This is a genomic window from Saccharothrix sp. NBAS 001, assembly GCF_056640475.1.
Window position 1 is genome coordinate 1,931,028 of the sequence record NZ_CM153251.1, and the last position, 14,295, is coordinate 1,945,322.

Sequence of the window (14,295 nt, forward strand, 5' to 3'; positions counted from 1 at the left end):
CTAGATGAGCAGCGACGACCGGATCCGGCAGCTCCTGCTGAAGGTGACCGCCGAACTGACCGGGACCCGCGACCGGCTCCACGCGGTCCGGCACGAGCCGATCGCGATCATCGGCACCGCCTGCCGGTTCCCCGGCGGCGTGGACACCCCGGAGGACCTGTGGCGGCTGGTCGCGGCGGGCGGTGACGCGGTCGGCCCGTTCCCCGGCGACCGGGGCTGGGACCTGGCCGGCCTGCACCACGACGACCTGGACCGGCCCGGCACGTCGCACACCCGGCACGGGGCGTTCCTGGACCGGGTCGCCGACTTCGACGCGGAGTTCTTCGGCATCTCGCCGCGCGAGGCGCTGGCCACCGACCCGCAGCACCGGCTGCTGCTGGAGACGTCGTGGGAGGCGGTCGAGCGGGCGGGCCTGGACCCGGACGCGTTGCGCGGCAACGACGTCGGGGTGTTCGTCGGCGTGAACGGGCAGGACTACGCGGCCCGGCTGCCCACCACCCCGGCGGCCGTGGAGGGGTACCTCTCGGTCGGCACCGCCGCCAGCGTGGCGTCGGGCCGGATCGCCTACACGTTCGGCTTCGAGGGCCCGGCGATCACCGTCGACACCGCGTGCTCGTCGTCGCTGGTCGCGCTGCACCTGGCGGCGAAGTCGCTGCGCTCGGGCGAATCGTCGCTCGCGCTGGCGGGCGGCGTGACGGTGATGGCGTCGCCGTCGTCGTTCGTGGAGTTCTCCCGGCAGCGCGGCCTCTCGGTCGACGGCCGGTGCAAGCCGTTCGCCGACGCCGCCGACGGCACCGGCTGGGGCGAGGGCGTCGGCGTGCTGCTGCTGGAGCGGCTGTCGGACGCGGTGCGCAACGGACACCGGGTGCTCGCCGTCGTGCGCGGCAGCGCGGTCAACCAGGACGGCGCGTCCAACGGCCTGACCGCGCCCAACGGGCCGTCCCAGGAGCGCGTGATCCGGGCCGCGCTGGCCGACGCCCGGCTGGAACCGTCCGATGTGGACGTCGTGGAGGCGCACGGCACCGGCACCCGGCTCGGCGACCCGATCGAGGCGAACGCCCTGCTCTCGGCGTACGGGCGCGGCCGGGCCGCGGGCCGGCCGCTGTGGCTGGGGTCGGTGAAGTCCAACATCGGGCACACCCAGGCGGCGGCCGGGGTCGCCGGGATCATCAAGGTGGTCGAGGCGCTGCGGCACGGCGTGCTGCCGCGCACGCTGCACGTCGACCGGCCCACCTCGCACGTGGACTGGTCCGGCGGCGCGGTCCGGGTGCTGGAGCAGGACCGGCCGTGGCTGGCCGGCGACGCCCCGCGCCGGGCCGGGGTGTCCGCGTTCGGGGTCAGCGGCACCAACGCGCACGTCATCGTGGAGGAAGCCCCCGCCGTCGAAACCCCCGCTGTCGAAAACCCCGCCGTCGAAACCTCCGAAGCGCCCGGGAGTCCCGAGGTCCCCGACCGCGAGGTCGTCGCCGTGCGACCGCAGGTCGTGCCGTGGGCGGTGTCTGGGCACACACCGGAAGCGTTGGCCGCGCAGGCACAACGGCTCGCCGGGGTGGCCGGCGAGCCCGTCGACGTCGGCTTCGCGCTGACCGGGCGGGCGCTGCTCGCCGAACGGGCCGTGGTGCTCGGCGTCGACCGGGCCGCGCTGGACGAGGGGCTGCGGGCGCTGGCCGCCGGCGAGCCGTCGAACGCCGTCGTGCGCGGCACCGCCGGGGGCGCGTCGGCGTTCCTGTTCACCGGGCAGGGCGCGCAACGCGTCGGCATGGGCCGTGAGCTGCACGCGACGTACCCGGTGTTCGCGCGGGCGTTCGACGCCGCGATCGCCGAGCTGGACCGGGAGTTGGGCCCGGCGTCGGGCACGAGCGTCGCCGAGGTGGTGTTCGGGACCGGCGAGGGCTCGCTGGACGACACGATGTACACCCAAGCCGGGGTGTTCGCGGTCGAGGTCGCGCTCTACCGGCTGCTGGAGTCGTGGGGCGTGCGGCCGGACTTCGTCACCGGCCACTCGATCGGCGAGTTGGCCGCCGCGCACGTCGCGGGCGTGTGGTCGCTCGCCGACGCGGCGAAGGTCGTCGCGGCCCGGGGCCGGCTGATGCGGTCGCTCCCGGCCGGCGGCGCGATGGTCGCGCTGGCGGCCGACGAGACCACCGTCCGGGCGCTGCTGGACGGCCTGCCCGAGGTGGACGTGGCGGCGGTCAACGGCCCGGAGGCCGTGGTCGTCTCGGGTGCCGAGGACGCGGTGCTCGCGGTGGCCGCGCGGGTGGCCGCGTCGGGGCGCAGGACCAAGCGCCTCACCGTGTCGCACGCCTTCCACTCTCCGCTGGTGGAACCCGTGCTCGCGGAGTTCCGCGCGGTGCTCGCGCAGGTGGACGCCGCCGCGCCGGTGATCCCGGTCGTGTCGGCGGTGACCGGCGGCCCGGTGTCGGGCGAACTCGGCGACCCGGACTACTGGGTGCGGCACGCCCGGCGCGCGGTGCGCTTCGCCGACGCGGTCGCCCACCTGGTGTCGGCGGGCGTGGACACGTTCGTCGAGGTCGGGCCGGACGCGGTGCTCACCGCGCTGGCCGCCGACAGCGCGCCGGAGGCCGTGCTGGTGCCCGCGCTGCGCGGCGACCGGCCGGAGCCGGTGGCCGTGGCGACCGCGCTGGCCACCGCGCACGTGCGCGGCCTCGGCGTGGACTGGCCGGCGGTGTTCCCCGGCGCGGGCCGCGCCGACCTGCCGACCTACGCGTTCCAGCGGGAGCGGTTCTGGCTCGACCCGGACGCCGTGCCGGCCGACGCCGCCGGGTTCGGGCTCGCCCCGACCGACCACCCGCTGCTCGGCGCGGCCGTCGCGCTCGCCGACGACGGCGGCCTGCTGCTGACCGGCCGGCTCGCGCTGCGCACCCGGCCCTGGCTGGCCGACCACGCCGTGGGCACGACCGTCCTGGTGCCCGGCACCGCGTTCGTGGAGCTGGCGATCCGCGCGGGCGACGAGGTCGGCGCGGACCTGCTGGACGAGCTGGTGATCGAAGCCCCGCTGCCGCTGGGGGAGCGGGCCGTGCAGGTGCAGGTGGCCGTCGGCGCGCCGGACGCGCGTGGCGGCCGGGCCGTGTCGGTGCACTCCCGCCCCGAGGGCGACAGCGACTGGACCCGCCACGCGCAGGGCCGGCTCACGCCCGCGACCGGTGCCGCGCCCGAGCGGCTCGACGTGTGGCCGCCCGCCGCCGAACCCGTCGACACCGCCGGGTTCTACCCGGCCCTGGCCGACGCCGGGTTGGCCTACGGGCCGGTGTTCCAGGGCGTCCGGGCGCTGTGGAAGGACGGCAGCACCCTCTACGCCGAGGTCGGCGCGGACGACGTGGCCGGGTTCGGCGTGCACCCGGCCCTGCTCGACGCCGCCCTGCACCCCGCCGCGCACGACACGCTCGCGACCACCCCGCCCGGCCGCAACCGGCTGCCGTTCGCGTGGCGCGGGGTCCGCGTGCACGCCACCGGGGCGACCGCCCTGCGGGTCCGGCTCAGGACCGACGGCGACGAGATCGCCGTGCTGGCCACCGACCCGCAGGGCAACCCGGTGGTCGAGGTGGAGAGCCTGCGCACCCGGCTGGTCGACGCCGGCGGGCTGGGCACCGGGGCAGCGGACGCCGGATCGGGCGACGCGCTGTTCGCCGTCGACTGGACGCCGCTCGGCCCGGTCACCCCGACCGGCGCCCGGGTGGTCGTCCTCGACGCCCCCGAGCCGACCGGGGACGTCGTCGCCGACGCCCACACCTCGACCGCCGCCGTGCTGGCCGGCCTGCGCGACCACCTGGCGGGCGACGAGGAGCGGACGCTGGTGGTCCGCGTCCGCGACGGTCTCGCGCACGCCCCCGTGCCCGGCCTGGTGCGGGCCGCGCAGACCGAGCAGCCGGGCCGGATCGTGCTGCTGGACACCGATTCCGAGGTGATCCCGGAGTTCGGCGACGAACCGCTGCTCCGGGTCCGCGCCGGACAGGTGTCCGCGCCGCGCCTGGCCCGGGTCGCCCCGGACGCGCCCGCCCGGCCGTGGGACCCGGAGGGAACCGTCCTGATCACCGGTGGCCTCGGCGCGCTCGGCGCGGAGTTCGCCCGGCACGCCGTGGCCGCGCGCGGGGCCCGGCACCTGCTGCTGCTCGGCCGGCGGGGCGCGGACACGCCCGGCGCGGCCGAGCTGGTGGCGGAGCTGACCGCGCTGGGCGCGCGGGTCACCGTCGCGGCGGTCGACGCCGCCGACCGGGCCGCGCTCGCCGACGTGCTCGCCGCGATCCCCGCCGAACACCCGCTCACCGCCGTGCTGCACACGGCGGGCGTGGTGGACGACGGCGTGATCGCCTCGCTCACCCCGGAACGGGCCGCCGCCGTGCTGCGGCCCAAGGTGGACGCGGCCTGGCACCTGCACGAGCTGACCGGCGACCTGGCCGCGTTCGTGCTGTTCTCCTCGATCGCCGGGGTGTTCGGCAGCGGCGGGCAGGGCGCGTACGCCGCCGCGAACACCTTCCTCGACGCCCTCGCCGCGCACCGGGTCGGCCTCGGCCTGCCCGCGCAGTCGCTGGCGTGGGGCATGTGGGAGCGGGAGAGCGGGATCAGCGGCCACCTCACCGCCGCCGACCACGCCCGCAACGCCCGCGCGGGCGTCCGCCGCATCGACACCGCCGCCGGCCTGGCCCTGTTCGACGCCGCCGCCCGGCTCGGCGACGCCCTCGCGGTCCCCGCGCCGCTCGACCTGGCGGCCGTGCGCCGCGCCGGCACCGTGCCGCCGCTGCTGCGCGGGCTGGTCCGCCCGGTCCGCCGGGCCGCCGCGACCGACCCGGCCACCCGGCCGCTCGCCGAACGCCTCGCGGGCCTCGACCGGGCCGCCCGGTCGGCCGCGCTGCTGGACCTGGTGCGCGCCGAGGTGGCCGCGGTGCTGGGTGCCGCGCCGTCCGCGATCGGCGCGGTGAAGGCGTTCCGCGACCTCGGACTGGACTCGCTGACGTCGGTCGAGCTGCGCAACCGGCTGGGCGCGGCGACCGGGCTGCGGCTGCCCGCGACCCTCGCGTTCGACCACCCCACGGCGGCCGACCTGGTCGAGCACCTGCTGGCCGAGCTGGTGCCCGCCGACGAACCGGTGGCCGCACCGGCCGCCCGGCCGGTGCGGGTGGACGAGCCGGTCGCGATCGTCGGCGTGGCGTGCCGGCTGCCCGGCGGCGTCGCGTCGGCCGACGACCTGTGGGAGCTGGTGCGCGACGGCCGGGACGCGGTCACCGGGTTCCCGGACAACCGGGGCTGGGACCTCGACGCCCTCTACGACCCCGACCCGGACCAGGCGGGCACGTCCTACACCCGGCACGGCGGCTTCCTGCACGACGCGGGCGAGTTCGACGCCGAGTTCTTCGGCATCTCCCCGCGCGAAGCGCTGGCCACCGACCCCCAGCAGCGGCTGCTGCTGGAGACCGCGTGGGAGGCCGTGGAGGGCGCGGGCATCGACCCGGCCTCGCTGCGCGGCTCCCGGACCGGGGTGTTCGCGGGCGTGATGTACCAGGACTACGCGCCGCGCGTCGGCCAGGCGCCCGCGAACCTGGAGGGGTTCGTGGCCAACGGCTCGGCGGGCAGCGTCGCGTCCGGCCGGATCGCCTACACGTTCGGCTTCGAGGGACCGGCCGTCACCGTCGACACGGCGTGCTCGTCGTCGCTGGTCGCCCTGCACCTGGCCGTGCAGTCGCTGCGGTCGGGCGAGTCGGACCTCGCGCTCGCGGGCGGTGTCGCGGTCATGTCGACGCCCTCGGTGTTCGTGGAGTTCTCCCGGCAGCGCGGGCTCTCGGTGGACGGCCGGTGCAAGGCGTACGCGGGCGCCGCCGACGGGACCGGCTGGGCCGAGGGCGTCGGCCTGCTGCTGGTCGAACGGCTCTCCGACGCCCGCCGCAACGGCCACCGGGTGCTCGGGATCGTGCGCGGCACGGCGGTGAACCAGGACGGCGCGTCCAACGGCCTCACCGCGCCCAACGGGCCCGCCCAGCAGCGGGTGATCCGGCAGGCGCTGGCCAACGCCGGCCTGACCCCGTCCGACGTGGACGTGGTCGAGGGCCACGGCACCGGCACCACCCTCGGCGACCCGATCGAGGCGCAGGCGCTGATCGCCACCTACGGCCGCGACCGCACCGGGGACCCGCTCTACCTGGGGTCGCTCAAGTCCAACATCGGGCACACCCAGGCGGCGGCGGGCGCGGCGGGGATCATCAAGGTGCTCCAGGCGCTGCGGCACGACCTGCTGCCCAAGACCCTGCACGTGGACGAGCCCAGCCCGCACGTCGACTGGTCCGCGGGCTCGGTCGAACTGCTCACCGAGGCGCGCCCGTGGCCCGCGACCGGCCGCCCGCGCCGCGCCGGGGTGTCGTCCTTCGGCGTCAGCGGCACCAACGCGCACGTCATCATCGAGGAGGGCGACCCCGCGCCCGACCCGGCCGAGCCCGGCCGGCCCGACCCCGCGCTGCCGTGGGTGCTCTCCGCCCGCACCCCGGACGCGCTCGCCGCGTGGGGCGGGGCGCTGGCCGCGCTGGACACCCCGGCGGCGTCGGTCGCAGCGGCGTTGCCCGGCCGCACGGCGTTCGCCGAACGGGCCGTCGTGCTCGGCGACCACGCGGCCGGCCTGGCCGCGCTGTCCTCGGGCCGGTCCGCGCCGAACCTGGTCACCGGCACCGCCGGCGGCCCGGGGCGGACCGTGTTCGTCTTCCCCGGCCAGGGCTCGCAGTGGGTGGGCATGGGCGTGGACCTGCTGGACACCGCGCCCGCCTTCGCCGCCCGGTTCGCCGAGTGCGCCGCCGCCCTGGCCCCGCTGGTCGACTGGTCGCCGGTCGACGTGCTGCGCGGCGCGCCGGGCCTGGACCGGGTGGACGTCGTGCAGCCGCTGCTGTGGGCGGTGATGGTGTCGCTGGCCGCGCTGTGGCAGGAGCACGGCGTCACCCCGGACGCGGTCGTCGGGCACAGCCAGGGCGAGATCGCCGCCGCGACCGTCGCCGGCGCACTGTCCCTCGTGGACGGTGCGCGGGTGGTCGTGCTGCGCAGCAAGGCCATCACGGCGTTGTCCGGGCAGGGCGGCATGGCGTCGCTGGCGCTGCCGGTCGAGCAGGTGGCCGAGCGGATCGCGCCCTACGGCGACCGCGTGTCGGTGGCCGCGCTCAACGGCCCGTCCGCCGCGGTGATAGCCGGGGAGCCGGCCGCGCTCGCCGAGATCGTGGCCGCCGCGACCGAGGAGGGCCTGCGTGCCCGCACCATCGCCGTCGACTACGCCTCGCACTCCGCGCACGTCGAGCCGATCCGGGCGGAGATCCTCGCCGCCCTGGCCGGCATCGCGCCGCGCGCCGGGACCGTCCCGCTGTACTCCACCGTCATCGCCGACTGGATCGACACCTCCGGGCTGGACGCCGAGTACTGGTACGCGAACCTGCGGCGGACCGTGCGGCTGGAGGAGGCCGTGCGCGGCCTCGCGGCGGCGGGCCACGAGGTGTTCGTGGAGATCAGCCCGCACCCGCTGCTCACCGCGAGCGTGCAGGACACCCTGGAGGCCGTCGCGGCGGTCGCGCCGGTCGTGGCCGGGTCGCTGCGCCGCGACGAGGGCGGGCTCGACCGGTTCCGCCGCTCGGCGGCCGAGCTGTGGGTGCGCGGCGTCGCCGTCGACTGGGCCGCGGTGACCGGGTCCGGGCGCGCCGCGCTGCCGACCTACCCGTTCCAGCGGGCGCGGTACTGGCTGACCCAGGCCGCCGCCGACGGGCGCGCACGGGCCGACCTGCCCACCGCCGACCCGGAGGCCGGGACCCGGCTGGTGCGCGGGCTCGCCGGCCTGACCCCGGACGAGCGGGCCGCCGCCGTGCTCGACCTGGTGCGCGCCGAGACCGCGACCGTGCTCGGCCACGCCGACCCGGCCGGCCTGGACGACGCCAAGCCGTTCCGCGAGCTGGGCATGGACTCGCTGACCGCCGTCGACCTGCGCAACCGGCTCGGCGCGGCGACCGGCCTGGCGCTGCCCACCACGCTGGTGTTCGACCACCCGACCCCGGCCGACATCGCCGGGTACCTGGTGTCCGAGCTGGGCGGCGGCGAGGTCGACCGGTTCCCCAGCGCGGACGCGTCGGTCGACTACCTGGAGGCGGTGTTCGCCGCCGGCGACCACCCGGAGCTGGCGAACCGGCTGCGCGCCCTGGTCGACCGGCTGGGCGGGCCCGCCGTCGAGGGCATCGACCTGGCCGCCGCCACCGACGACGAGCTGTTCGCGTTCATGGACAACAACACCGAGGAGCGGGTCGACCATGGCGAGTGACGAGAAGCTCCGCGAGTACCTCAAGCGGGCGCTCGCGGACTCCCAGCGGGCGCAGCAGCGGGTGCGCGAACTGGAGTCGAGCAGGCGCGAGCCGATCGCGATCACCGCCGCGTCCTGCCGGCTGCCCGGCGGCGTGCGCTCCCCGGAGCAGCTCTGGGACTTGGTCGCGGCCGGCACCGACGCGATCACCGGGTTCCCCGCCGACCGGGGCTGGGACCTCGACGGCGTGTACGACCCGGACCCGGACGCCCCCGGCACGTCCACCACCCGGCACGGCGGGTTCATCGACGGCGTGCCGGACTTCGACGCCGAGTTCTTCGGCATCTCGCCGCGCGAGGCGCTGGCCACCGACCCGCAGCACCGGCTGCTGCTGGAAACCTCCTGGGAGGTGCTGGAACGCGCCGGGCTCGACCCGGCCGCGCTGCGCGGCTCCCGCACGGCCGTGTACGTCGGCATCGCCGGCGAGGACTACGTGCCGCGCGCCGCCACCCCGGCCGAGGTCGAGGGCTACCTGGGCACCAACACGCTGCGCAGCGTCGCGTCCGGCCGGGTCGCCTACACGTTCGGGTTCGAGGGCCCGGCGGTCACGGTCGACACCGCGTGCTCCTCGTCGTTGGTGGCGCTGCACCTGGCCGTGCAGTCGCTGCGGGCGGGGGAGTCCGACCTCGCGCTGGTCGGCGCGGCGTCGCTGATGGCCACCCCGTTCGGGTTCGTGGAGTTCTCCCGGCAGCGCGGGCTGTCCCCGGACGGCCGGTGCAAGGCGTTCTCGGCGTCCGCCGACGGGACCGGCTGGGCCGAGGGCGTCGGCTGGCTGCTGGTGGAACGGCTGTCCGACGCGCAGCGCGCCGGCCGCGAGGTGCTGGCCGTCGTGCGCGGCACGGCGGTCAACCAGGACGGCGCGTCCAACGGGCTCACCGCCCCCAACGGCGGCGCGCAGCAGCGGGTGATCCGGGCCGCGCTCGCCGCCGCCCGGCTCGCGCCCGCCGACGTCGACGTGGTGGAGGCGCACGGCACCGGCACCGTGCTCGGCGACCCGATCGAGGCCGGCGCGATCATCGCCGCCTACGGCCCGGACCGCCCCGGGGACCGGCCGCTGTGGCTGGGCTCGCTGAAGTCCAACATCGGCCACACCCAGGCCGCCGCCGGCGTCGCGGGCATCGTCAAGCTGCTCGGCGCGCTCAAGCACGGCGTGCTGCCCCGGACCCTGCACGCCGAGGAACCCACCCCGCACGTCGACTGGTCGGCGGGCACCGTCCGGCTGCTGACCGAGGCCCGGCCGTGGCCGGAGACCGGCCGTCCGCGCCGCGCGGGCATCTCCTCGTTCGGGGTCAGCGGGACCAACGCGCACGTCATCGTGGAACAGGCCCCGGCGACCGAAGCGCCGCCCGAGCCGGGGCAGAGCACCGGACCGGTGCCGGTGGTGCTGTCCGCCCGCACGTCCGCCGGCCTCGCCGCGCAGGCCGCCACCCTCGCCCGCCACGTCGGGGAGCACCCCGGGCAGCGGCTCGCCGACCTCGGGTTCGCGCTGGCCACCACGCGCGCCGTGCTGCCCCGGCGCGGGGTCGTGGTCGCCGCCGACCGGGACGCGCTGCTCGCCGGGCTCGACGTGCTGGCCCGCGACGGCCAGGCCGCCGACGTGGTGACCGGGACGCCCGGCGGCGGTCTCGCCGTGCTGTTCACCGGGCAGGGCGCGCAGCGGTTCGGCATGGGCCGCGAGCTGTACGCGACCTACCCGGAGTTCGCCGCCGCCCTCGACGCCGTGGTGTCCGAAGTGGACAAACAAGGCGACGGGACCCGTTCGCTGCGCGACGTCCTGTTCGCGGAGACCGACAACGGCGAACTGGACGACACCGGCAACACCCAGCCCGCGCTGTTCGCCGTCGAGGTCGCGCTCTACCGGCTGTTCGAGTCGTGGGGCCTCAAGCCCGACTACGTCACCGGGCACTCGGTCGGCGAGATCGCCGCCGCGCACGTCGCCGGCGTGCTCTCGCTGCCCGACGCCGCCGCCCTGGTCGCCGCGCGCGCCCGGCTCATGGCCGCGCTGCCCGCCGGCGGGGCCATGGTCGCCGTGGAGGCCCGCGAGGACGAGGTGCTGCCGCTGCTCGCCGGCCGTGAGCACGAGATCGGCGTGGCCGCTGTCAACGGACCCGCCTCCGTGGTGATCTCCGGCGTCGCCGAGGCCGTCGAGCACACCGCCGCGCGGTTCACCGCGCTCGGCCGGCGCACCCGCAGGCTCGCCGTGTCGCACGCCTTCCACTCGCCGCTGGTCGACCCGGTGCTGGAACCGTTCCGCGCGGTCGCGGAAGGGCTCGCCTACCACCCGCCGGCCGTGCCCGTGGTGTCCAACCTGACCGGCGCGGTCGCCGACCCCGCCGAGATCGCCACCGCCGACTACTGGGTGCGGCACGTGCGCGGCGCGGTGCGCTTCGCCGACGTCGCCACCCACCTCGCGGACGCGGGCGCGCGCACGTTCCTCGAACTCGGCCCCGACGGCGTGCTCACCGCCCTGGTCCGCGACACCCTCGCCGACCGGCCGGTGCAGGCCCGGCCCGCGCTGCGCCGCGACCGGCCGGAGACCGCGACCGCGCTGGCCGCGCTCGGCCTCGCGCACGCCCAGGGCACGCGCGTCGACTGGCCGGCGGTGTTCGCCGAGCACGACCCGCGCGCGGTCGCCCTGCCCACGTACGCGTTCCAGCGCGACCGCTACTGGGTCGCCGACATCGTCCGGCCGCCCGGCGCGGAGACCGCCGCCCACCCCCTGCTCGGCACGGCGGTCGGCCTGCCCTCCGGCGGGGTCGTGCTGACCGGCGCGCTCTCCACGCGCACCCACCCGTGGCTGGTCGACCACGCCGTGCGGGGCACCGTGATCCTGCCCGGCACCGCCCTGCTCGAACTCGCCGTGCGCGCGGGCGACGAGGTCGGCGCGACCACCGTGGAGGAACTGGTCGTCGCGACACCGCTGGTCGTGCCCGCGCGGGGGACCGTCCGGGTGCAGGTCTCGGTGGACGAACCCGACGGCACCGACCGCCGCACGTTCGCCGTCCACTCCCGGCCGGGCGACGCGGAGACCACCGCCGAGTGGACCACCCACGCCACCGGCACGCTCACCGCCCGCACCCCGGCCGCCCACCCCGAGCTGACCTGGCCGCCCGCCGCCGACCCGATCGACGTGGCCGACCTCTACCCCGAGCTGGACGAGGCCGGACTGCACTACGGCCCGGTGTTCCAGGGCGTGCGGGCCGCGTGGCGGTCCGGCGACACCTTCTACGCCGAACTCGAACTGCCCGACACCGCCCGGCCCGACGACTTCGGCCTGCACCCCGCGCTGTTCGACGCCGCGCTGCACGTGCCCGCCCACCACGACCTGGGCGCCAACCCGCCCGGCACCAACCGGCTCCCGTTCGCCTACCAGGGCGTGCGGCTGCACGCCTCGGGCGCGCGGGCGCTGCGGGTCCGGCTCACCCTCGACGGCGAGGACGCACTCGCGCTGCACGCCGTCGACCCGTCCGGCGCGCCCGTCGTCTCGGTGGACGCCCTGCGGTCCCGGCTGATCACCGAGGACCGGCTGGCCGCCGCGCGCGCCGCCAACCAGGACACCCTGTTCGAACTGACCTGGACCGACGCCGGCGAGGCGGGCCCGGTGCCCGCGCACGACGTCCTCGACGTCCCCCGGGCACCCAAGACCGGCGGCACCGCGCTGCCCGCCGCCGTCCGGACCCGCCTGCTCGACATCGCCGGACAGGTACGGGACCGCCTCGCCGCCGACCACGACCGGCTGCTGGTCGTCGTCACCCACAACGCCCTGACCGCGATCGACGGCGACCTGCCCGACGGCGTCACCGCGCCGCTGCTCGGCCTGCTGCGCAGCGCCCAGTCCGAGCGGCCGGGCCGGCTGGCGCTGGTCGACCTCGGCGACGACGACGTGTTCGACCCGGCCGTGCTGGGCCTGGGCGAACCCCAGGTCGCGGTGCGCGCCGGCCGCACCCTGGTACCCCGGCTCGCCCGCGTCGCCGCGCCGGAGACCGGCGGCCGGCCCTGGAACCCGGCCGGCACCGCGCTGATCACCGGCGGCTTCGGCGTGCTCGGCGCGATCGCCGCCCGGCACGCGGTCCGCGCGCACGGCGTGCGCCGCCTGGTCCTGGTCGGCCGGCGCGGCGCGGCCACCCCCGGCGCACCCGGGCTGCTCGCCGAGCTGGCCGAAGCGGGCGCGCACGTCACCGCGGCCGCCGGCGACGTCGCCGACCGGGACTTCGTGGCGGGCGTCCTCGCCGCGATCCCCGAGGACCACCCGCTGACCGCGATCGTGCACACCGCGGGCGTGGTCGCGGACGCCACCCTGGACACCCTCACCGCCGAACAGGTCGACGCCGTGCTGGCCCCGAAGGCCGACGCCGCGTGGCACCTGCACGACCTCACCCGGGACGTCGACCTGGCCGCGTTCGTCCTGTACTCCTCGGTCGCCGCCGTGCTCGGCGGCCCGGGGCAGGGCGCGTACGCCGCCGCGAACACGTTCCTCGACGCCCTCGCCGTGCACCGGGCGAGCGTCGGGCTGGCCGCCACCTCGCTGTCGTGGGGCCAGTGGGCGACCCCGAGCGGCACCACCGGGCACCTCACCGAGACCGACCTGGCCCGTTCCGCGCGCGCCGGCCTGCGGCTGATCGGCGACGAGCAGGGCACCGCGCTGCTCGACGCCGCGCTCCGGCTGGACCGGCCGACCCTGGTGCCCGCGCCGCTCGACCTGGCCGCCGTCCGGGCCCGCCCGGCGGCCGTCCCGGCGGTGCTGCGCGGCCTGGTCCGACCGACCCGCCGCACCGCCGGCACCACAGCCGACGCGCCGGGCCTGCGCGCCCGCCTCGCGCCGCTGGACCCGGACGCCCGCCGCGCCACCCTGCTCGACCTGGTCCGCGCCGAAGCGGCGGCCGTGCTCGGCACGGCGGTCGACGCGGTCGAACCGGACCGCCCGTTCGCCGACCTCGGGCTGGACTCGCTCACCTCGGTCGAACTGCGCAACCGCCTGGACACCGCCACCGGCCTGCGCCTGCCCGCCACCGCGACCTTCGACCACCCCGACCCGGCCTCGCTGGCCACCCACCTGGACACCGCGCTCGGCGACCTCGCCGACACCCCGCCCGCCCCGGCCGCCGACGACCGGCAGGGCCCGCTCGCGACGCTCTACCGGGCGCTGGCGGGCAGCGGCCAGTACCCGGCGGCGGCCGAGATCATCGGGGTCGCCTCCCACCTGCGCACCGCGTTCACCGCCGAGCAGACCCCCGACCACGTCGTGCCACCGATCCGGCTGGCCACCGGCCCCGGACGGGTCAAGCTCGTGCTGTTCCCGGCCGTCAGCGCGATCTCCGGCGCGCACGAGTACGCCCGCTTCGGGCACAGCATGGCCGGCGAACGCGACGTGCTGGTCGTGCCCTCACCCGGCTACCGGGACTCCGACTCGTTGCCCGACAGCGAGGGCACCTACGTCCGGATGCACGTCGAGAGCGTCAAGGCGTGGGTGGGCGACGCGCCGTTCGTGATCGTCGGCCGCTCCATGGGCGGGTGCATCGCCAACGCCGTCGCCGCCGCGCTGGAGGCTGACGGAATCGTGCCGCTGGGTCAAGTCCTGATCGACTCCTACCTCATCGAGAGCCCGAAGCTGCCCGGATTCCGGGACTGGTGGCTCCAGGCGATGTTGGACGGGATGCTTGAGCGGATCGAGCGCTACCGGATGGTGTGGAGCGACACCAGCCTGACCGCGATGGGCGGCTACGGCCGCATCCTGGCGGACTGGGCACCGCGGCCGATCCGGGGCCGGACCCTGCTCCTCCGCGCGGCGCAACCGCTGCGCGGCACGGTCACCGACGGACCGCACGACTGGCGGGCGTCCTGGCCGTTGCCGCACGAGGTGGTCGACGTGCCCGGCGACCACTTCACCGTGCTGGAGGAGCACGCCGAGACGACCCTGCGCGCGGTGCGCGACTGGATCACCACCCTCGGCTGAGCAGCCGGGGAGA

Annotated in this window: 1 protein-coding gene and 1 pseudogene; both read left to right on the forward strand. The window is 77.2% G+C overall.

Features of this window, described 5'->3' with window-relative positions:
* Positions 1-4: 4 nt before the first annotated feature.
* Positions 5-8,290, forward strand: coding sequence for a type I polyketide synthase (locus tag AC0HI0_RS08410; RefSeq protein WP_480931710.1), 8,286 nt, complete (start codon positions 5-7; stop codon positions 8,288-8,290).
* Positions 8,280-14,282 (forward strand): annotated as a pseudogene (locus AC0HI0_RS08415) (SDR family NAD(P)-dependent oxidoreductase); the annotation flags it as partial. The gene AC0HI0_RS08410 and the pseudogene AC0HI0_RS08415, both read left to right, overlap by 11 nt.
* Between the last annotated feature and the right edge of the window lie 13 nt (positions 14,283-14,295).